The organism is Cupriavidus sp. FW305-27 (genome assembly GCF_058787995.1).
The window spans coordinates 1-20,257 of record NZ_JBYTAG010000099.1; the positions used below are offsets into that span (position 1 = coordinate 1).

A 20,257-nucleotide genomic window follows, 5' to 3' on the forward strand; every position below is an offset into this window, starting at 1 on the left:
CTGCCCGCCCGGCCACCTGCATCAGCGAGGCGAACAGATGCTCGGCGGCGCGGAAGTCATGGCTGAACATGGCCGCGTCCGGATGGACGATGCCGACCAGGGTCACGCGCTGGAAGTCATGCCCCTTGGCCACCATCTGCGTGCCCACCAGGATGTCGACTTCGCCGGCATGGACTTCGTCGAACATGGCTTGCGCGCTGCCCTTGCGGCGCGTGGAATCTGCGTCGATGCGGGCGATGCGCGCCTGCGGGAAGCGCGTCGCCAATGCCTCTTCGATGCGCTGCGTGCCACGCCCCAGCGGCGCGATGTCGACGTTGCCGCAGTCCGGGCAGTGGTGCGGCACCGGCGCCTCCAGGCCGCAGTGGTGGCAGCGCAGGCGCCGTTCGGGGCGGTGCAGCACCAGGTAGGCCGAGCAGCGCGGGCAGCCCGACAGCCAGCCGCAGCTGTCGCAGGCAATCACCGGCGCGTAGCCGCGGCGGTTCAGGAACAGCAGGCTCTGCTCGCCGCGCGCCAGGCGCGCGTCGATGGCTTCCAGCAGCGGCACCGACAAGCCTTCGAACAGCGGGCGCTGGCGCTGGCGCTCGTGGTTCAGGTCGACCAGGCGCACTGTCGGCAGGGTCGCTTCGGCCTGGGCGCGCTCGCGCAGCACCAGCTTGCGGTAAGTGCCCTGCCCGGCCCGCCACCAGGTCTCCATCGACGGCGTGGCCGAACCAAGCACCACGGCAATGCCGCGCTGCTTGGCGCGCCACACCGCCAGGTCGCGCGCCGAGTAGCGCAGCCCTTCCTGCTGCTTGTAGGAAGTGTCGTGTTCCTCGTCGACCACGATCAGCGCCAGCGCCGGCAGCGAGGCCATCACCGCCATGCGCGTGCCCAGCACGATGCGGGCCTCGCCGCGGTGCGCGGCCAGCCACTGCAGGCTGCGCTCCTGGTCGGCCAGGCCGCTGTGCAGCACCGCCAGCGGCAGGTGCGGGAAGCGTGCAGCGATGCGGGCCTGCAATTGCGGGGTCAGGTTGATTTCAGGCACCAGCATCAGCACCTGGGCCTGGGGGTCGCGTTCGAGCAGCGCCTGCATCGCATGCAGGTAGACCTCGGTCTTGCCGCTGCCGGTCACCCCGTGCAGCAGGAACGGCGCGAAGCCCTCGGCCTCGGCAATTGCCTGCACCGCGGCGCGCTGCTCGTCGTGCAGCGGCGGCGCGGCCGATGGCGGCTGTGCGGAGTCGGTCGGCAGCAGGGGGCGCGCGGTGCGGCTGGCCTCGACCCAGCCGGCGGCCTGCCATTCGGCCAGCCGCGCCGGTGCCGCCGCGCACAGCACGCGGGCGTCGGCCAGCGTCAGCGGCTCGGCCGCGGCGGCGCGCTCGGCCAGCGCCTGTGCCAGGGCGCGCACGCTGCGTGCGCGTGGCGGCACGGCGGCCAGCAGGGCCTCTGCATGCCCGGGCAGCAGGCGGTATTCGTCGGTGCGGGCACGCTGGGCCAGGCCCGGCCAGCCCTCGGCCTCGCGCAAGGCCGGCGGCAAGGCCGGCAGCATCACTTCGCCCAGGCGGCGCTGGTAGTAGCGCGCGGCAAAGGCGGCCAGCCCGATCCAGTCGGGCTGCAGCGGCGGCATCCATTCCAGGCGCTGCGCCACCGGGCGTAGCCGGTCGGCGGGCACATCGGAGCTGTCAGCGTACGCCACCGCCACGCCGACCATGCTGCGGCGACCGAACGGCACCACCACCAGGTCACCCGGGGCGACCTCGGGCGTGGCGAGATAGTCGAAGCAGTCGTCGGCGGGGGTGTCCAGCGCGACCCGGATGACTGACTGCGCGGCGGCGGTCGGCATCACGGCGCCCATCGCCGTGCTGTCCTCGACCACCGGAAGCGCGCCGCTAGCTGGCGCCATGCGGCCCTTCCTGGTGCACCGCCGTTGCGCAACCTTTGTGCAACGGGCGCCTGGCGCAATAAGAGTGGGAATCTAGTGTGCGGCGCAACATCAACTTAAAGTAAAACTTCAAATGTGGCCCTAAGTCGATGATAGATGACTGGTTTTCCACTAATTCCACCGCCCCTGTGGATAACTTTGTTGAAAAGTCGCACTGGCTGGCCGGGAAGCCCCGCGAAACAAGGGATCCACCGGCATCGGCCCTTCCTTTGCAATTCTTCCAAATCCTTAAAAATCAAGGGCTTGCAAACATCCCCCGGATAGGTTAGGGAATAACCCTGTTCCGCACTGCGGCAAACCTATCGGTGTGCATAAGTCAAGTACCGCCAGTCAAGTCCGAGCACCTTTTTGGCGAATGCTGGCGAAAAAGTTAACTTGACAGGGTCCGGCGGCGCGGCTCCCGCAGCACTGGGTACGCTGGGGCGCCGGTGCGCTGCAGCGCAGGGCACCGCAGCAGCAGCCACGCCGGCCGCATACTGTCATCGTCACTTCTGCCCGGCGCGCAGCTTGCGGCTGTGGCGATGCACTTCATCCACCAGCACCGAGACGTTATCCGGCGGCGTGAACTGCGAGATGCCGTGGCCAAGGTTGAATACGTGGCCATCACTGCCCCCGGCGGCGGCATAGCTGTCCAGCACGCCGCGCACCTGCTCGCGGATCGCGGCCTCAGGGGCGAACAGCACGGTCGGGTCGATATTGCCCTGCAGCGCCACGCGCCCGCCGGTGCGGCGGCGCGCTTCGGCCAGGTTGACGGTCCAGTCCAACCCGATCGCGTCGGCGCCGGTGTCAGCCAGCGCCTCGAGCCACAGGCCGCCGCCCTTGGTAAAGACGATCGCGGGCACCTGCTGGCCATCGTGCTCGCGCTTCAGGCCGGCCAGCACCCGGCGCATATAGGCCAGCGAGAACGCCTGGTACATGCCGTCGGCGAGCGCCCCGCCCCAGGTGTCGAAAATCATCACGGCCTGCGCGCCGGCTTCGATCTGGGCATTCAGGTATTCGGTCACCGCCTGGGCGTTGATCTCGAGAATGCGGTGCATCAGGTCCGGGCGGCCGTACATCATCGCCTTGACCGTGCGGAAGTCGTCCGAGCCGCCGCCTTCGACCATGTAGCAGGCCAGCGTCCAGGGGCTGCCGGAAAATCCGATCAGCGGCACGCGCTGGCGGCCGTCCTGGACCAGTGCGCGGCGGATTTCGCTTACCGCGTCAAAGACATACTGCAGCGACGTCATGTCCGGCACGGCCAGTTTCTGCACGTCGGCTTCGGTGCGCAGCGGATGGGCAAAGCGCGGGCCCTCGCCCTGCGCGAACGACAGGCCCAGGCCCATCGCGTCGGGCACGGTCAGGATGTCGGAAAAGAGAATCGCCGCGTCCAGCGGATAGCGGTCCAGCGGCTGCAGTGTCACTTCCGTGGCGTAGGCCGGGTTCTTGGCCAGCCCGAGGAAGCTGCCGGCGCGGGCGCGCGTGGCGTTGTACTCGGGCAGGTAGCGGCCCGCCTGGCGCATCAGCCACAGCGGCGTGTATTCGGTCGGCTGGCGGCGCAGCGCGCGCAGGAAGGTATCGTTCTGCAGTGCGGTCATGGTCATCCTCGTAAGACCGCCATTCTAAGGGATGGCTGCGGCTGGATGCCGCTCAGACGTCGTCGATCATCCCGGTGAAGGCCGCTGCGGCACGCCGCATCCATTCGCGCGCGCGTTCGGCATCGGGCTGCAGCCGTGCGAAGCCGTGGGTCATGCCACTGGCCTCGATGGTGACCACCGGGGCGTCGTGGCGCACCAGGAAGTCGGCATAGGCCAGGCCGTCGTCGCGCAGCACGTCGTGCGCGGCCACCATCAGCACGGTGGCGGGCGGGCGCACCAGCGGCGCGGCCATCAGGTGCACGCGGTGGTCGGGGTGGGCGGTGCCCTCCGCCAGGGCCTCGGCGCCGATGAACTGGGTCCAGAACCAGGCCATCTCGTCACGCGTCAGGCCGGGACCGTCGGCAAAGGCGCGGTAGCTTTCGGTGCTGAGCACCGGCGCCGTCACCGGATAGATCAGCAGTTGCGCATCGACCTGCACCGCGCCGCCGCCGTTGAGCTGCTGCGCTGCCTGCGCCGCCAGGTGGCCGCCGGCGCTGTCGCCCGCCACGGCCAGGAAATCGGTCGCCAGCCCGAGTGCCTGACGTTCACCGGCGAACCACTGCACTGCCTCGGAGGCATCGTCGCAGGGAGCCGGGAACGCGTGCTCGGGTGCGAGGCGGTAGTCGACGCTGGCCACCGCGCAGCCCGTGTCGGCCGCAAGCAACGCTGCAACCGTATGGTGCGTCTGCGGCGAGCCGATCACCCAGCCGCCACCGTGGAAGTAGACCACCAGCCGCGGCGCGGTCTCGCCGGCCGGGCGGAACAGCCTGGCGCCCAGCGAGCGGCCGGAGAGCGCAAGCTCTAGGTCCTGCACCGTGATGCCTGCCGGATCCGGCAACAGCGACGCCGCCGCGATCTCGGCAAAACGGGCCCGCTGCGCGGGAATGTCGGCAGGCGCGGGCGCATTGGCATAGCGCTCCGCCAGGCGGCGGTAATAGGCAAGCAGTTGCGGATCGATGGCCATGGTTGGCGACTGATGGGAAAGCGGAAAAAGAAAGGGTGCCGGGGCGGGAATCAGTCCAGCCCGAGCTGGCGCGTCAGCTCGACCTTGCTGCAGCAATCCTGCACCGCCAGCAGGCCGGCATCGGCAGCGCGGCGCACGGCGTGGTCGTTGACGATGCCCAGCTGCAGCCAGACACCCTGTGCGCCAATGGCGATGGCCTCATCGACCACGCCCGGCGTTTCCTCGGCACGGCGGAAGATGTCGACCCACGCGATGGGACTGCCGGCTGCCGCGGCAGCGTCGGCGGCTTCGCGCAGCGTGGCGTGGCAGGTCTCGCCCAGAATGCGTTCGCCGGCATGACGCGGATTGACCGGCACGATCCGGAAGCCATGGTCCTGCAGGAATTCCGCAACCTCATGACTGGGACGCTCCGGGCGGTCGGACAGGCCGACCACGGCCACGGTCTTCATCGCCAGCATGGCTTGTATGGCTTGCTGCATCTCAGGGCGCATCGCGTCTCCGGGTGGACAAGGGCGGGCCCGCGGACATGCAAAAACGCAACGCGAAGGCCACAGACGTCCTGAATCGTAACCGGAATTGTCACGCAGGGATTGGTGGGGGAGCGAACATGGAAATCGCGTCATCAAAGATAATACAACGACACGTTTCTGCGGCTAACGTGATGTGAACGCGTGAAAATATGCCGAACACGCCAGATCCCGGCGCCTCTGGCTTTCAACTTCTTGCAAAACGATACATTTTGTTACTGCCATGCCGGGGAGTTTCCCCCACAATACATTGACACACCCGGTGTCCGGCGTGTGGCGCCCCAGTAAATAAGGCTGTGCAGACTTAAAGGGGCGTGGTGAAGAAAGCCTTTTGAAGCAGTAACCCGATTTTCCGATCCAGCAGATCGCCGCTGGACCGGAGCACCAGGCAGACCGTTGCAGCGCGTGGCCTTTGCGGCCTCTGGTCGGATATTGGATATCCGTTGCGCCTTGATTGTCGACCTGGACCGAACCCGTTCCTTCGAATTGACCCCTCGAAGGGATTTTCCCGTCCGCGCGGAGCCTCCCCGGCCCGCGCGCTTTTTTTTGTCCAGGCGGGATAAAAGCATATCGCCACGCCCAAGAAAAAGGCAGCCATGCGGCTGCCTTTTTCATTGTCGCGCCAGAAAAACAACAGCGCGACAAGCCACTAATTGCTTACTTCTTACGACGCAGGCGGGCGATGGCAGCCAGTTGGGCAGCCGCCACGGCGAGCTCGCTCTGAGCGCGTGCCAGATCCAGATCGCTGCTCTGGTTCTGCATCAGCTCTTCGGCAGCACGCTTGGCTTCCTGCGCCTTGGCTTCGTCCAGGTCGCCACCGCGGATAGCGGTGTCGGCCAGCACGGTGACGTGCTTGGGCTGGACTTCGAGAATGCCGCCGGCAACGAACACGAACTCTTCGCTGCCGTCTTCCTTCTCGATCCGCACCGCACCCGGCTGGATGCGCGTGATCAGCGGCGTGTGGCCCGGCAGAATGCCCAGTTCACCCGACTCGCCCGGCAGCGCCACGAACTTCGCCTGGCCGGAGAAGATCGACGCTTCCGCGCTGACGACGTCTACAAGAATGGTTGCCATATCAGATCCTTTCTCCAATCGCTTTGCTCAGGCGGCCGGACACGCAGGGGTGGCCGGCCATCACTCCCACCGCCAGGCGGGAGTGATGAGCAAGGCTTACTGGAGCTTCTTGGCCTTTTCGAAGGCTTCGTCGATCGAGCCGACCATGTAGAACGCCTGCTCGGGCAGGTGATCGCACTCGCCGTCCACCAGCATCTTGAAGCCGCGGATGGTTTCCTTCAGCGGCACGTACTTGCCCGGCGAACCCGTGAACACTTCCGCCACGTGGAACGGCTGCGACAGGAAACGCTGGATCTTACGAGCGCGGTTCACTGCCAGCTTGTCTTCCGGCGACAGTTCGTCCATGCCCAGAATCGCGATGATGTCGCGCAGTTCCTTGTAGCGCTGCAGGGTCTGCTGAACGCGGCGGGCCACTTCGTAGTGTTCCGTGCCGACAACCTGCGGGTCCAGCTGGCGCGAGGTCGAGTCCAGCGGATCCACTGCGGGGTAGATACCCAGTGCAGCGATGTCACGCGACAGCACCACGGTCGAGTCCAGGTGCAGGAAGGTGGTTGCCGGCGACGGGTCGGTCAAGTCATCCGCAGGCACGTACACGGCCTGGATCGACGTGATCGAGCCAGTCTTGGTCGACGTGATACGTTCCTGCAGCTTGCCCATTTCTTCTGCCAGCGTCGGCTGGTAGCCCACGGCGGAAGGCATACGGCCCAGCAGTGCGGACACTTCGGTACCGGCCAGCGTGTAGCGGTAGATGTTGTCCACGAAGAACAGGATGTCACGGCCTTCGTCACGGAAGCGCTCGGCCATGGTCAGGCCGGTCAGCGCCACGCGCAGACGGTTGCCCGGCGGCTCGTTCATCTGGCCGAACACCATGGCCACCTTGTCGAGCACGTTCGAGTCCTTCATTTCGTGGTAGAAGTCGTTCCCTTCACGGGTACGCTCGCCCACGCCGGCGAACACCGACAGACCGCTGTGCTGCTTGGCGATGTTGTTGATGAGCTCCATCATGTTGACGGTCTTGCCCACGCCGGCACCACCGAACAGGCCCACCTTGCCGCCCTTTGCGAACGGGCAGACCAGGTCGATCACCTTGATGCCGGTTTCCAGCAGGTCAACCGACGGCGACAGTTCGTCGAACTTCGGGGCCTTCTGGTGAATCGCGCGCAGCTCGTCCGAGGCGATCGGGCCGGCTTCGTCGATCGGGCGACCCAGCACGTCCATGATGCGGCCCAGCGTGCCGTGACCGACCGGCACCGAAATCGGGGCGCCGGTGCTCTTCACTTCCATACCGCGGCGCAGACCGTCCGACGAGCCCAGGGCAATGGTACGCACCACGCCGTCACCGAGCTGTTGCTGGACTTCGAAGGTCAGGCCCTTTTCGGCGAACGAGGCGTCGCCGGAGTCTTCCAGCACGAGCGCGTCGTACACCTTCGGCATTGCGTCACGGGGGAACTCGATGTCCACCACGGCGCCAATACACTGCACAATATTTCCGATACTCATTTCGTATCTCCGATAGCTTGAATTCGTGACGCCTTAGACCGCAGCTGCGCCGCTGACGATTTCCGACAGTTCCTTGGTAATCGCGGCCTGACGGGTCTTGTTGTAGACCAGTTGCAGTTCGCCGATCACGTTCTTGGCGTTGTCGGACGCAGCCTTCATGGCCACCATGCGCGCCGATTGCTCGGACGCCATGTTCTCGGCCACGGCCTGGTACACCAGCGCCTCGACGTAGCGGACGAGCAGCTCTTCCACTACGGTCTGGGCGTCGGGCTCGTAGATGTAATCCCACGAGTAGGCGCGCTTCTCTTCCTCGGTCTGAACCAGCTTGTCGGCGGCGAGCGGCAGCAGCTGCTCGACCATCGGTTCCTGCTTCATCGTATTGATGAACTTGGTGTACGCCAGGTACACCGCGTCGACCTCACCATTGGTGAAGGCATCGAGCTGGACCTTGATCGCGCCGATCAGCTTTTCCAGATGCGGGGTGTCACCGAGGTGCACCACGTGCGAGATCACCTTGGCACCGACGCGGCCCAGGAACTGCATGCCCTTGGTGCCGATGGCGGTGGCTTGCACGTCCACGCCGCGGCCCTGCAGGGTCTTCAGTTCATTGGTGACGGCGCGCAACACGTTCGTGTTCAGGCCGCCACACAGCCCCTTGTCGGTCGTGACCACGATCATGCCGACGCGCTTGACTTCGCGTTCCTGCATGAACGGGTGCTTGAACTCGGGGTTGGCCGTAGCCAGGTGCGCCGCAATGTTGCGCACCTTCTCGGCGTAGGGACGGGCACTGCGCATCCGCTCCTGCGCCTTGCGCATCTTGGACGCGGCGACCATCTCCATCGCCTTGGTGATCTTGCGCGTGTTCTGCACGCTCTTGATCTTGGTTCGAATCTCTTTCGTTCCGGCCATATCTTCCTCTCCATCCGAACCAGCGCCGCGCCGGCGTGAGCCAGGCGCGGCGGCGGTGTCGTGGAATCACGCGGTTAGAACGCGGCGGACTTCTTGAAATCCTCGACAGCGGCACGCAGGGCGGCTTCATCTTCCTTCGAGAGCTGCTTGGTCTCTTCGATGCGGTTGATGAGATCGGCGTACTTGGTCTTCAGATGGTCGTGCAGGCCCTTCTCGAACGGCAGAATGTCCTTCACTTCCACGTTGTCGAGGAAGCCGTTGTTGGCGGCGAACAGCGACGCGGCCAGCTGCCACACTTGCAGCGGCTGGTATTGCGGCTGCTTGAGCAGTTCGGTCACGCGGCGGCCGCGTTCGAGCTGCTTGCGGGTGGCATCGTCCAGGTCCGAGGCGAACTGCGCGAACGCAGCCAGCTCACGATACTGGGCCAGGTCGGTACGGATACCGCCGGACAGGTTCTTCACCACCTTGGTCTGGGCTGCACCACCGACGCGCGACACCGAGATACCGGCGTTGATAGCGGGGCGGATACCAGCGTTGAACAGGTCGGTTTCCAGGAAGATCTGGCCGTCCGTGATCGAGATCACGTTGGTCGGAACGAACGCGGACACGTCGCCGGCCTGCGTTTCGATCACCGGCAGCGCGGTCAGCGAACCGGTCTTGCCCTTGACGGCGCCGTTGGTGAACTTCTCGACGTAGTCGGCGTTCACGCGGGCAGCACGCTCCAGCAGGCGCGAGTGCAGGTAGAACACGTCGCCCGGGTAGGCTTCGCGGCCCGGCGGGCGGCGCAGCAGCAGCGACACCTGGCGGTAGGCCCAGGCTTGCTTGGTCAGGTCGTCATAGACGATCAGCGCGTCTTCGCCGCGGTCGCGGAAGTACTCGCCCATGGTGCAGCCGGCGTACGGTGCCAGGTACTGCATGGCGGCGGAGTCCGAAGCGGCGGCGGCCACGACGACGGTGTATTCCATCGCGCCGTGCTCTTCCAGCTTGCGCACCACGTTGGCGATCGTCGAAGCCTTCTGGCCGACTGCCACGTAGACGCAGAAGACGCCCTTGCCCTTCTGGTTGATGATGGCGTCGACAGCGACGGCGGTCTTGCCGGTCTGGCGGTCGCCAATGATCAGCTCACGCTGGCCACGGCCGATCGGCACCATCGCGTCGATCGACTTCAGGCCGGTCTGCACCGGCTGGCTCACCGACTGACGCGCGATCACGCCCGGGGCGACCTTCTCGATCACGTCCGTTTCCTTGGCGTTGATCGGGCCCTTGCCGTCGATCGGCTGGCCCAGCGTGTTCACCACGCGGCCCAGCAGTTCCTTGCCCACCGGCACTTCCAGAATGCGGCCGGTGCACTTGACCGTGTCGCCTTCGGAAATATGTTCGTACTCACCCAGCACCACGGCGCCGACCGAGTCGCGCTCGAGGTTCAGCGCGAGGCCGAAGGTGTTGCCGGGGAATTCCAGCATCTCGCCCTGCATCACGCCGGACAGGCCATGCACGCGGCAGATGCCATCGGTCACGGAGATCACCGTGCCGGTATTGCGCACTTCAGCTTCAGCGCCAAGGCCCGAGATGCGGGACTTGATCAGCTCGCTGATTTCTGAGGGGTTCAGTTGCATCACAATGCTCCTAATTCTTCAATCCGTCGGCCGGTGCGGTCAGGCGGTCAGCGTGGCTTGCATGGCAGCCAGGCGCGAACGCACGGAGGTGTCGAGCACTTCGTCGCCGACCTTGACGCTCACGCCGCCGATCAGGGACGGGTCCACCGCCACCTGCGCGTACAGCTTGCGGCCGAACTTGCGTTCGAGTGCAGCGACCAGGTCGTTCAACTGCGAACCTTCCAGCGGGAATGCGCTGGTGATCTCGACATCCGACGACCCTTCGCGGGCGTTCTTGAGCACATGGAACTGCTCGGCGATTTCCGGCATCACCGTCAGGCGGCCGTTATCCACCAGCAGCTTGACGAAGCGGCGAGCCTCGTCATTCAGCGGGGACTTCAGCACCGACAGGAACAGTTCGGCCAGCTTGTCGCCGGGAACGTTCGGATCGCCGGCTACCGCCTTCATGTCGGGATTGGCAGCAACCTGCCCCATCTCCGACACCAGCTCGGACCATGCACCCAGGTTGCCTGCGCTCGATTCGCTGGCGACGCGGAACAGCGCCTCAGCGTAGGGACGGGCAATGGTTGCGGTTTCAGCCATGATTAGAGCTCAGCCTTGAGTTGATTGAGCAGGTCGGTGTGGACCTGCGCGTTCACTTCACGCTTGAGGATCTGCTCGGCACCCTTGACGGCCAGCACGGCAACCTGGTCACGCAGTGCTTCGCGTGCGCGGGTAACCTGCTGTTCTGCTTCGGCCTTGGCCTGGGCAATGATGCGTGCGGCTTCTGCCTGGGCGTTTTGCTTGATCTCGTCTGCCGTCAGCTGGGCGCGCTTCTCGGCGTCAGCGACGCGTTGTGCACCCTCGGTGCGGGCTTCGGCCATAGCCTGGTCCACACGCTTGTTGGCGAGTTCGAGCTCGGCCTTGCCCTTCTCGGCAGCGGCGAGGCCATCGGCGATCTTCTTTGCGCGTTCGTCGAGCGCCTTCACCAGCGGCGGCCAAATGAATTTGGCAACAACCCACCACAGGATGAAGAACACGACCATCTGCGCAAAAAACGTTGCGTTCAGATTCATGGTGTGTTCCTTTCGGTAATCAAACTACAGATAAATGCACAAAAGGCGGCCAGGCTGGTGGCCCGCGCCGCCCGTCAGCATCATGCAGACCGAAAAGAATTACTTGATGACAGCCAGCAGCGGGTTGGCGAAGGCGAACAGCATTGCAACGCCCACGCCGATCAGGAATGCCGCGTCGATCAGGCCAGCCAGCAGGAACATCTTGGTTTGCAGCGGGTTCATCAGCTCGGGCTGACGTGCGCAGGCTTCGATGTACTTGCCACCCATCAGGGCGATACCCAGGCAGGCGCCGATAGCGCCCAGGCCGATGATGATGCCGATACCGATGGCGGTCAGACCCTGGATGTTGGCGAGAAATTCTTGCATGACGACTCCTTTAATTTAGAGAGACTTAGAACCAAAAAACCAAAAAACCAAAAAACCGAAAAACCGAAAATCAGTGGTGATCGTGAGCCTGGCCGATGTACACCAGCGTCAGCATCATGAAGATGAAGGCCTGGAGCAGGACGATCAGGATGTGGAAGATCGCCCATACCGCGCCGGCCAGCACGTGGCCGACAAAGCCCAGCGCGGACAGGTCGGCGCCGAACGTCCAGATCGAACCCAGCAGCGCGATCAGCAGGAACACGAGTTCGCCGGCGTACATGTTGCCGAACAATCGCATGCCGAGCGAAACGGCCTTGGCCAGGAATTCGATCAGGTTCAGGACCAGGTTGAACGGGGCCAGATACCACTTGGCGCCGAACGGGGCCGAGAACAGTTCGTGCATGAAGCCGCCCGTGCCCTTGATCTTGAAGCTGTAGTAGATCATCAGCACCAGCACCGAGCACGACATGCCCAGCGTGCCGTTCAGGTCGGCCGTGGCCACTGCGCGGTGGTGGGGGATGTGCAGGTGGAAGATGCCGAGGACTTGATTCAGGCCGTTGACCCAGTCCACCGGGATCAGGTCGATCGCGTTCATCATGGTGATCCAGCAGAACACCATCAGCGCCAGCGGCGCGATCCACGAACGGTCGCCGTGGATGATGCCCTTGGCCTGGTCATCGACCATCTCGACGATCATCTCGACGAAGGCCTGGAAGCGGCCCGGCACGCCGGCGGTGACGCGGCGCGCGGCGGCGTACAGGAACAGCACGGCGATGGCGCCGCACAGCACGGACCAGAACACCGTGTCGTAGTTGATCACGGAGAAATCGACCACCGACGCTTGCTTGCCGCCGACCGAGTTCAAGTTCTGCAAGTGTTCGGCGATATAGCCGGAGGGTGTCAGCGCGTGTTCGGCGCCTTGGGTAGCATCAGACATGTCGATACGAACGGTATATTGCGAAATCTTCGGGCCGCGCGCCGCCACTGTCTGGCCAACGCCCGGTACGCAACTTGCATTGCCTTCGGCGGATTCGCCGGTCACCGCAATGCAAGCGGGGTCCAACCTTGGCCGTGTCCGGTGTCACCACTGTGAAACCGGCACGGCAAATCTTGATATTCCGTCTTGGTGCCCCATTTCCGGATGAGGCACCGCCTTCGTGCGGCTGGCCTAGCGGATCACCAGAGCCACCACCAAATATGTCTTTAGCGCCAGCAGGAACGTGACCAGCATCGGCACCCAACGCAGATCCCGGTACAGCACCACCACCAGCACCAGCAGAGCCGCCGTGCCAAAGACCTTGATCGCCTCGCCCAGGACCAGTCCGCCGACCGAAGCCCGGTCGCGCGCCAGCCACAGGCGGAACGCGAAGAACCCGCTCGGCACGAAGCACACCATGCCGCCGAACAGCGCCGACCAGCCATACGGGCCGGCCTCTTTCGCGAACAGCGCCCAGCACAGTGCCGACAGCAGGGTGACCATCACCTGCGCCAGGACAACCTTGCCCGGGGTCATGCGCGAAGGGCGCAACGCGCGCTCGCCAAACAGCGTCACCGCCTCGGCGTGCGACAGCGGATCGACAGCCTCTTCCTCACGGTCTGCGCCTTCTTTCCAGTCGTCCCAGTCATCTTCCTGACGGGACCCGGCGCCTCGCTGCTGACGGTCTTGAACCACTACTGCTCGCCTTATTCCAGGCCGGAACTTTTCGGCCCGACCAGAATTCAAACCGCACGATTTTAAGGGGAACTACTGATTCGCGTCAATCTGCTTACATTTAGCTTGCAGTGTGTTGCGCACAACGGTTGCCATCACGATGCCATGATGGCTTCACAAAAATTGCGCAGCAATAATGTTTGACGTAATTGGATTGCGCAGCGAACCCTGCGCATGATGAGGGATTACCGGGTACGCCGTACGTATACCGGTCCCAGGAACGGACACTGCAGCGTACACGCAACAGTCATCGCCGCAATGGCCGTTAATCGCACCGAATTGCGCACGCAAAGTTACGCGCGCCTTGGCACCCTGCCTCAGGCGACCTTCTGCTTTTCAGTCGATTCGCGCAGCCGCACGAGCACGCCTTCAAGCGCGTCGTTGTCGCTGAAGTGGATGGTGAGCTGGCCCTTGCCGCGCGCGCCCAGCTTGATCTGCACCGCCAGGCCCAGCGCATCGGACAGTTCTTCTTCCAGCCGTGCCACGTCGCGCACGTTGTTGGCGCCCTTCTGCTTGAGCGACTTCAGGTCGAACGGCTTGAGCGTGGACGCCACCAGCTTCTCGGTCTCGCGCACAGACAGCCGCTTGTTCACGATCTGGTTGGCCAGCGTGATCTGGTTGGCGCCGTCCACCGCCAGCAGCGCGCGCGCGTGGCCCATGTCGAGGTCGCCCGCCATCAGCATGGTCTGCACCGGTGCGGCCAGGTTCAGCAGGCGCAGCAGGTTCGACACCGCGCTGCGCGAACGGCCGACCGACTCGGCCGCCTGCTCATGCGTGAAACTGAATTCGCGGATCAGGCGCATGATGCCCTGCGCTTCTTCCAGCGGATTCAGGTCTTCGCGCTGGATGTTCTCGATCAGCGCCATCGCGGCCGCGGCTTCATCGGCCACGTCCTTCACCAGCACCGGCACCTTGTCCAGGCCGGCGAGCTTGGACGCGCGGAAGCGCCGCTCGCCCGCGATGATTTCATAGCGGTCCGGCTCGGCCACGCGGCGCACCAGGATCGGCTGCATCAGGCCCTGCGCGCGGATGCTGGCGGCCAGTTCCTGCAGCGCGCCTTCATCCATGCGCGTGCGCGGCTGGTACTTGCCCGGCTGCAACTGGTTCAGGCGCAGCACGGTGGGCGCACCCTCCTGCTTCACCGATTCAACGATTTCGGCCGGCCCGCCCAGCAACGCTTCAAGGCCGCGGCCCAGGCCCTTTTTCTTTGCAGTGCTCATGCTTGCCCTCTCCTTCAGCCCAGCTGCCTGACGCGCGCGATCATCTCGGCGCCGAAATCCAGGTACGCCTTGGCGCCCTTCGATGACGGATCGAACGCCACGCCCGGCATGCCATAGGACGGTGCCTCGGCCAGCCGCACATTGCGCGGGATCAGGGTCTTGAAGACCTTTTCACCGAAGTGCGATTCCAGCTGCGCCGACACCTGCTGCTGCAGCGTGACGCGCGGATCGAACATGACACGCAGCAGGCCGATCACCTGCAGGTCGCGATTCAGGTTGGCGTGCACCTGCTTGATGGTGTTGACCAGATCCGACAGCCCTTCCAGCGCGAAATACTCGCACTGCATCGGCACGATCACGCCATGCGCGGCGCACAGGCCATTCAGCGTCAGCAGCGACAGCGACGGCGGGCAGTCGATCAGCACGAAATCATATTCGTCATTGACCTCTGCGATGGCCTGCCTGAGGCGGCGCTCGCGCTGGTCCAGCTCGACCAGTTCCACTTCCGCACCGGCCAGTTCGCGGTTGGCGGGCAGCACATCGTACCTGCCGGTCTCGGAACGCTGGCGCGCCTGCTTGATGCTGGCCAGGCCGACCAGCACCTGGTACACGCTGTGCTCCAGCGCCTGCTTGTCGATGCCCGAACCCATCGAGGCATTGCCCTGCGGGTCCAGGTCGACCAGCAGCACGCGCTGGTCCTGCGCGGCCAGGCCGGCGGCGAGGTTCACCGTGGTGGTGGTCTTGCCTACCCCGCCCTTCTGGTTTGCGATCACGAATACCTTGGCCATAAGCTACTGAGGCTCCTGCTTCAATTCATCCGGCCAGCGCGGGGCTGGCAGTTCGCGGCGCTGCACGCAGCGCCGCGGCGTACGTCATGCGTGGGCGCTTGCGCGCCGCGACAGCACCACCAGGTGGCGCTCGGCATCCAGCCCGGGCACGGTGATGCGGGGAACCGCATCGACCTGCCATTGCGCCATCAACCCGGCAGCTTCCATGCGGTCCAGCTCGGCCTGTGGATAAACCCCCTTCATGGCGATCAGCTTGCCGTGCGGTGCAAGGAGCTGGCCCGACAGGTTCACGAAATCAGTCAGTTCCGCAAACGCGCGCGAGGTGATCACGGCAAAGCCGCTGGCATCGTCGAGCTTCTCCACCGGCCCCCAATGCGCCGCGGCATTGGAGAGCCCGAGTTGCGCACGGCACTGGGTCAGGAAGGCGGTCTTCTTCTGCACGATGTCCACCATCAGCACCGACACGTCGGGACAGGCGATGGCCAGCGGCAGGCCGGGCATGCCGCCGCCCGAGCCCACGTCCAATACCCTGCCCCGCGCCGGCGTGCCTACCTCTGCGGCACGCGCGGCTTCGGCCAGTGCCGGCACGGCGGCTAGCGAGTCCAGCATGTGATGCGTAAGCATCTCATCGGGGTGGCGGATTGCGGTCAGGTTGTAGACGCCGTTCCATTTACGCAGCAGCGCCAAGTAGGCAAACAAGGTGTCGATCTGGGCCGGCGCCAGCGCCAGTCCGATCTGGGCCAGACCGGCTTCAAGGCGACGGCGCTGCGTGGCGTCGTCGGTCATGGTGTGTCGCGGACCGGGCACTCAAGCAGCCTCTTCAGAGTTGCCCGAAGGCGCGCCCGACTCAGCGCGCGTGCGCCCCAGCCCCTTCTTCTTCAGGTGCACCAGCAGCAGCGAGATCGCGGCCGGCGTCACGCCGGAAATGCGCGAGGCCTGGCCCAGCGTTTCCGGACGATGCTGGTTCAGCTTCTGGCTGACCTCGAAGCCCAGGCCACGCACTTCGGTGTAGTCCAGCCCTTCCGGCAGGCGCGTCGACTCGTTGGCTTCCAGCTTGTCGACCTCCGCCGCCTGGCGGGCGATATAGCCGTGGTACTTGATGCCGATCTCGATCTGCTCGCGGATCTGCTCTGCCAGCATCGGCTCGGCGTCCAACGGCGTTTCCGGGGCATGGCGGCCACCCTGCAGCGCCATCAGTGCTTCATAGCGGACTTCTGGCCGGCGCAGCAGGTCGGCCAGGCTGTACTCGCGCTCGATCGGCTTGCCCAGCAGCGGCACGGCGTCTTCGCCCGGAAGCATCGCGGGGTTCACCCATGTGCTCTTCAGGCGCTCTGTTTCACGTGAAACAGCGTCGCGCTTGCGGTTGAAGGCATCCCAACGCGCATCGTCGACCACGCCCAGTTCACGGCCAACCTCAGTCAGCCGCATATCGGCGTTGTCTTCCCGCAGGCTCAGGCGGAATTCCGCGCGGCTGGTGAACATGCGGTACGGCTCGGTCACACCGCGAGTAATCAGGTCGTCGACCAGCACACCCAGGTAGGCCTGGTCGCGGCGCGGCGTCCACGCATCGCGTTCGCGCACATAGCAGCCAGCGTTGATGCCGGCCAGCAGGCCCTGCGCGGCGGCTTCTTCATAGCCGGTGGTGCCATTGATCTGTCCCGCAAAGAACAGGCCGCTGATGGCCTTGCTCTCCAGCGATGCCTTCAGCCCGCGCGGATCGAAGTAGTCATACTCGATCGCATAGCCGGGGCGCAGGATATGCGCGTTCTCCATCCCGCGGATCGAGTGCACGAGTTCCAGCTGCACGTCGAATGGCAAGCTGGTCGAGATCCCGTTGGGGTAGAACTCGTTGGTGGTCAGGCCTTCGGGCTCCAGGAAGATCTGGTGGCTTTCCTTGGTGGCAAAGCGATGGATCTTGTCCTCGATGCTGGGGCAGTAGCGCGGCCCTACCCCTTCGATCACGCCGGTGTACATCGGCGAGCGGTCCAGCCCGCCACGAATGATGTCGTGGGTACGGCTGTTGGTATGGGTGATCCAGCACGGCAGCTGTTGCGGGTGCTGCTCCGGACGACCCAGGAAGGAGAACACCGGCACCGGATCCAGGTCGCCGGGCTGCTCTTCCATCACCGAGAAATCGATGGTGCGGCCGTCGATGCGCGGCGGCGTGCCGGTCTTCAGGCGGCCTTGCGGCAGCTTCAGGTCCTTCAGGCGTGCCGACAGCGACACTGCTGCCGGGTCGCCGGCGCGGCCGCCGGTGTAGTTGTCTAGCCCGACGTGGATCTTGCCGTCCAGGAAGGTACCGGCGGTCAGCACCACCGCGCGGGCGCGGAAGGCGATGCCCACCTGGGTCATGGCGCCGACTACGCGATCGCCCTCCACCATCAGGTCGTCCACCGCCTGCTGGAACAGCATCAGGTTCGGCTGGTTCTCCAGCCTTGTACGGATGGCCTTGCGGTACAGCACGCGATCAGCCTGGGCGCGCGTGGCGCGCACCGCAGGGCCCTTGCTCGAGTTCAGGATGCGGAACTGAATGCCGGACTCGTCCGTGGCGGCGGCCATGGCACCGCCCATGGCGTCCACTTCCTTGACCAGGTGCCCCTTGCCGATGCCGCCGATAGACGGGTTGCAGCTCATCTGGCCCAGCGTCTCGATGTTGTGAGTCAGCAGCAGCGTCTGGCAGCCCATACGGGCCGCGGCGAGTGCAGCTTCAGTGCCGGCATGGCCACCGCCGACGACGATGACGTCGAATTCTTTTGGGTAAAGCATGGGACACCTCCTCCGGGAGGCTGGCGGGAAAATACGGGAATGCGAAATTATAGCGGCAATCGACTAGCCGCCTTCCGATGGTAACCATGTTTCACGTGAAACATGGCGTTGGCGATACCCGGCGAGTCGCTCGAAAGCGACGTTATGTTCCACGTGAAACAAAAAGGCCGGGCACATGGCCCGGCCTGATGTTTCACGAGGAACAAGCGCCTCAAAGCTGCGCGCGGATATAGCCCGCAACCTGCTGGGTCAGCTTGTCAAGATCGCGCTGCAAGGTGGCGAACCCGGCATTGCGCTCGCGCGTCACCTCGTCCATATACAGCGGCCGCCGGATTTCGATCTGCAGGCTATTGCGCCGCTCGGCCGGCCGGCCAATCTGCGCGATCAGCTGCACGCCCTTGTACGGGTCGTTGCGAGCCACCGTGTAACCCATGCCGCGCAGTTCCCGTTCGACCAGGTCGACCAGTCCCGGCTCGCAGGTGGTGCCGTCACGGTCGCCCAGCACAAAGTCCGCCAGCGGATGCGGGCTGGCGATCTTGAGCCGCTCGTAGGCGTTGTTGGGCATGGAGTGCAGGTTCAGGTGCCAGAGCGCGCCAAAGCGCTGGTGGGCGCCCTCCACGGCCTCGGCCAGCGCCGCATGGTATGGCCGGTAGTAGCGGTCTATACGGGCCTGCACTTCCGTCACGGACAGGCGGCGGTCATAGATCGGCGTGCTGGCGTCGACCCGGCTCCAGATCAGGCCGAAGCCCAGCCGCGTCTTCGGCCCCGGGGCCAATGCCGTCGGCCAGGTGCCGTCGAGCTGGGCCGGGTCGATGTCGTCGGGCATCCGGTTCGGGTCGATATAGACCCGCGGGAAAGTGGCCGCCAGCAGCGTACCACCTGCTGCGGGCACGGCCTCCCACAAGGCATCGACGTGGGTATCCTCGCCGCCACGCAGGCGCGCGGCCGGGATCGCCGCACCGAAGTCAGCCGGGTACTCGGTACCGCTGTGCGGCGAGTCGCATACCAGCGGCAGCGCCTCCCCTTCCGGCAGGCGTACGATGACCGGCGGCAGTACCGCAGCTTGGTTGATTGCCTCCGCCATGCCTCAGTCCAGCTTGATATCGGCAGCCTTGGCCACGCGGGCGTAGCGCGCCATCGCCTGCTGGATCTGCGCCTTGAACTGCTCCGGCGTAGTCGGCACCAGCGTGCCGCCGGATTCTTCCACCTTGCGCTTGAACTCGGGGTTCTGCATGGCCTTGTGGATCGCCTGGTTCAGCCTGGCGACGATGGCGGGCGGCGTATTCGCGGGCGCGACGATGCCGAACCAACCGCCGTCGCCCATCTCCTTGTAGCCCAGTTCTGCATAGGTGGGTACGTTTGGCAACTGCGGCGAGCGCGTGGCGCCAAGCACCGCCAGCGCGCGCAGGCGGCCCGATTTCACGTGAGGCAGCGCGGAGGCCAGGTTGTCCGAGATTGCATTGACCTGCCCTGCCACCGCGTCATTGAGTCCAAGGCCGGCGCCCTTGTACGGCACATGCAGCAGCTGGATCTTCGCCAGCATCTGGAAGTTCTCAAGATTTACGTGGCCGAGGGTCCCTGTGCCCGGCGAGGCAACTGAATACTTCCCCGGATTGGCCTTGGCTAAGGCAATAAACTCCTGCATGGTTTTCGCCGGCACGCTCGGATGCACCGTGAATACGCTCGGCATCGACACCACGTTGGTGATCGGGGCAAAGTCCTTGATCGGGTCGTACTTCAGCTTCGGGTACACCGCCGGGTTGGAACCATGCGTGCTGACCGTGGCCATGCCGATGGTGTAGCCATCGGGCGCGGCGTTGGCCACCTGCTCCATGCCCAGCGAGCCGCCGGCGCCGCCCTTGTTCTCGACCACGATCGACTGGCCCAGCTCGCGGCCGGCAAACTCTGCCACCAAGCGCGCCGACAGGTCGGTGGAGCCACCCGCCGCGAACGGCACGATCAGACGGATCGGGCGCGTCGGGTAATTGGCTTGCGCGAACGCGTTGCCGGCAAAGGCCAGCGTGGCAGCGGCGGCGGTACCGGACAGCAGCAGCTGGCGGCGGGACATCCTGGCTCGGATCACGGGGATTCTCCTGTTGGTTTTGTGCATGAACCGGACGAGTGTCAGCCGTTTACCGGGCGGGCACAAACGACTATATTGCACGTTTGCATTACCAAAGATCATCCTGCGGCGGCCGCTCCGGCAGCCGTCCCGCCCTTCCTCCCC

Annotated in this window: 19 protein-coding genes; all 19 read right to left on the reverse strand. The window is 65.0% G+C overall.

The window, feature by feature from the left end:
* On the reverse strand, window positions 1–1,831 hold a 1,831-nt coding region (locus tag AC3WRI_RS30900), incomplete at its 3' end, for a primosomal protein N' (protein WP_492294769.1).
* A gap of 572 nt (window positions 1,832–2,403) precedes the next feature.
* Window positions 2,404–3,495: a uroporphyrinogen decarboxylase gene (gene hemE / locus AC3WRI_RS30905; RefSeq protein ID WP_492294765.1), complete on the reverse strand. Its 1,092-nt coding sequence runs from the start codon at window positions 3,493–3,495 to the stop codon at window positions 2,404–2,406.
* A 52-nt stretch (window positions 3,496–3,547) separates the two neighbouring features.
* Entirely contained in the window at window positions 3,548–4,498 is a 951-nt protein-coding gene (locus tag AC3WRI_RS30910; protein ID WP_011616229.1) for an alpha/beta hydrolase, read from the reverse strand.
* Between the two features lie 50 nt (window positions 4,499–4,548).
* Complete coding sequence (locus AC3WRI_RS30915; protein ID WP_010811261.1) at window positions 4,549–4,989, reverse strand: CoA-binding protein; 441 nt, start codon at window positions 4,987–4,989, stop codon at window positions 4,549–4,551.
* 693 nt (window positions 4,990–5,682) lie between these two features.
* The gene (locus tag AC3WRI_RS30920) at window positions 5,683–6,099 is read right to left on the reverse strand and encodes a F0F1 ATP synthase subunit epsilon (protein ID WP_010811262.1); all 417 of its coding nucleotides are present in this window, start codon (window positions 6,097–6,099) and stop codon (window positions 5,683–5,685) included.
* Window positions 6,100–6,195: 96 nt separating this feature from the next.
* Window positions 6,196–7,599 (reverse strand): F0F1 ATP synthase subunit beta, encoded by a 1,404-nt coding sequence (atpD, locus tag AC3WRI_RS30925; protein ID WP_010811263.1) that lies wholly within the window; start codon window positions 7,597–7,599, stop codon window positions 6,196–6,198.
* 33 nt (window positions 7,600–7,632) lie between these two features.
* A complete protein-coding gene (gene atpG, locus AC3WRI_RS30930; protein WP_010811264.1) occupies window positions 7,633–8,508 on the reverse strand; it encodes a F0F1 ATP synthase subunit gamma in 876 nt (291 codons plus the stop codon).
* A gap of 74 nt (window positions 8,509–8,582) precedes the next feature.
* Window positions 8,583–10,124: a F0F1 ATP synthase subunit alpha gene (gene atpA, locus AC3WRI_RS30935; protein ID WP_010811265.1), complete on the reverse strand. Its 1,542-nt coding sequence runs from the start codon at window positions 10,122–10,124 to the stop codon at window positions 8,583–8,585.
* Window positions 10,125–10,163: 39 nt separating this feature from the next.
* Window positions 10,164–10,706 carry a F0F1 ATP synthase subunit delta gene (locus tag AC3WRI_RS30940; RefSeq protein ID WP_010811266.1) on the reverse strand — a complete coding sequence of 181 codons (543 nt, stop codon included), beginning with the start codon at window positions 10,704–10,706 and terminating at the stop codon, window positions 10,164–10,166.
* 2 nt (window positions 10,707–10,708) lie between these two features.
* Window positions 10,709–11,179, reverse strand: a complete 471-nt coding sequence (locus AC3WRI_RS30945) for a F0F1 ATP synthase subunit B (protein ID WP_010811267.1) — start codon at window positions 11,177–11,179, stop codon at window positions 10,709–10,711.
* Window positions 11,180–11,278: 99 nt separating this feature from the next.
* Window positions 11,279–11,545, reverse strand: coding sequence for a F0F1 ATP synthase subunit C (gene atpE, locus AC3WRI_RS30950; RefSeq protein ID WP_010811268.1), 267 nt, complete (start codon window positions 11,543–11,545; stop codon window positions 11,279–11,281).
* A gap of 70 nt (window positions 11,546–11,615) precedes the next feature.
* On the reverse strand, window positions 11,616–12,482 hold the full coding sequence (gene atpB, locus AC3WRI_RS30955) for a F0F1 ATP synthase subunit A (RefSeq protein WP_037025280.1): 867 nt from the start codon (window positions 12,480–12,482) through the stop codon (window positions 11,616–11,618).
* 231 nt (window positions 12,483–12,713) lie between these two features.
* Window positions 12,714–13,217, reverse strand: a complete 504-nt coding sequence (locus tag AC3WRI_RS30960; protein WP_010811270.1) for an ATP synthase subunit I — start codon at window positions 13,215–13,217, stop codon at window positions 12,714–12,716.
* A gap of 356 nt (window positions 13,218–13,573) precedes the next feature.
* Entirely contained in the window at window positions 13,574–14,476 is a 903-nt protein-coding gene (locus AC3WRI_RS30965) for a ParB/RepB/Spo0J family partition protein (RefSeq protein WP_010811271.1), read from the reverse strand.
* Window positions 14,477–14,490: 14 nt separating this feature from the next.
* Window positions 14,491–15,264 (reverse strand): ParA family protein, encoded by a 774-nt coding sequence (locus tag AC3WRI_RS30970; protein ID WP_010811272.1) that lies wholly within the window; start codon window positions 15,262–15,264, stop codon window positions 14,491–14,493.
* Between the two features lie 84 nt (window positions 15,265–15,348).
* Complete coding sequence (rsmG, locus tag AC3WRI_RS30975) at window positions 15,349–16,050, reverse strand: 16S rRNA (guanine(527)-N(7))-methyltransferase RsmG (RefSeq protein WP_011616232.1); 702 nt, start codon at window positions 16,048–16,050, stop codon at window positions 15,349–15,351.
* A gap of 21 nt (window positions 16,051–16,071) precedes the next feature.
* Window positions 16,072–18,030 (reverse strand): tRNA uridine-5-carboxymethylaminomethyl(34) synthesis enzyme MnmG, encoded by a 1,959-nt coding sequence (gene mnmG, locus AC3WRI_RS30980; RefSeq protein WP_010811274.1) that lies wholly within the window; start codon window positions 18,028–18,030, stop codon window positions 16,072–16,074.
* A 211-nt stretch (window positions 18,031–18,241) separates the two neighbouring features.
* Window positions 18,242–19,114, reverse strand: coding sequence for an N-formylglutamate amidohydrolase (locus tag AC3WRI_RS30985; protein ID WP_492294767.1), 873 nt, complete (start codon window positions 19,112–19,114; stop codon window positions 18,242–18,244).
* A gap of 3 nt (window positions 19,115–19,117) precedes the next feature.
* Entirely contained in the window at window positions 19,118–20,098 is a 981-nt protein-coding gene (locus tag AC3WRI_RS30990; RefSeq protein WP_010811276.1) for a tripartite tricarboxylate transporter substrate binding protein BugE, read from the reverse strand.
* Window positions 20,099–20,257: the final 159 nt, after the last annotated feature.

Coding starts and splice junctions, on each gene's coding strand:
- atpA (WP_010811265.1), bottom strand. CDS start 10,124: ATGCAACTGAACCCCTCAGAAATCAGCGAGCTGATCAAGTCCCGCATC.
- atpG (WP_010811264.1), bottom strand. CDS start 8,508: ATGGCCGGAACGAAAGAGATTCGAACCAAGATCAAGAGCGTGCAGAAC.
- atpB (WP_037025280.1), bottom strand. CDS start 12,482: ATGTCTGATGCTACCCAAGGCGCCGAACACGCGCTGACACCCTCCGGC.
- AC3WRI_RS30920 (WP_010811262.1), bottom strand. CDS start 6,099: ATGGCAACCATTCTTGTAGACGTCGTCAGCGCGGAAGCGTCGATCTTC.
- atpD (WP_010811263.1), bottom strand. CDS start 7,599: ATGAGTATCGGAAATATTGTGCAGTGTATTGGCGCCGTGGTGGACATC.
- mnmG (WP_010811274.1), bottom strand. CDS start 18,030: ATGCTTTACCCAAAAGAATTCGACGTCATCGTCGTCGGCGGTGGCCAT.
- AC3WRI_RS30945 (WP_010811267.1), bottom strand. CDS start 11,179: ATGAATCTGAACGCAACGTTTTTTGCGCAGATGGTCGTGTTCTTCATC.
- AC3WRI_RS30985 (WP_492294767.1), bottom strand. CDS start 19,114: ATGGCGGAGGCAATCAACCAAGCTGCGGTACTGCCGCCGGTCATCGTA.
- rsmG (WP_011616232.1), bottom strand. CDS start 16,050: ATGACCGACGACGCCACGCAGCGCCGTCGCCTTGAAGCCGGTCTGGCC.
- AC3WRI_RS30910 (WP_011616229.1), bottom strand. CDS start 4,498: ATGGCCATCGATCCGCAACTGCTTGCCTATTACCGCCGCCTGGCGGAG.
- AC3WRI_RS30970 (WP_010811272.1), bottom strand. CDS start 15,264: ATGGCCAAGGTATTCGTGATCGCAAACCAGAAGGGCGGGGTAGGCAAG.
- AC3WRI_RS30940 (WP_010811266.1), bottom strand. CDS start 10,706: ATGGCTGAAACCGCAACCATTGCCCGTCCCTACGCTGAGGCGCTGTTC.
- hemE (WP_492294765.1), bottom strand. CDS start 3,495: ATGACCGCACTGCAGAACGATACCTTCCTGCGCGCGCTGCGCCGCCAG.
- atpE (WP_010811268.1), bottom strand. CDS start 11,545: ATGCAAGAATTTCTCGCCAACATCCAGGGTCTGACCGCCATCGGTATC.
- AC3WRI_RS30915 (WP_010811261.1), bottom strand. CDS start 4,989: ATGCGCCCTGAGATGCAGCAAGCCATACAAGCCATGCTGGCGATGAAG.
- AC3WRI_RS30965 (WP_010811271.1), bottom strand. CDS start 14,476: ATGAGCACTGCAAAGAAAAAGGGCCTGGGCCGCGGCCTTGAAGCGTTG.
- AC3WRI_RS30990 (WP_010811276.1), bottom strand. CDS start 20,098: ATGTCCCGCCGCCAGCTGCTGCTGTCCGGTACCGCCGCCGCTGCCACG.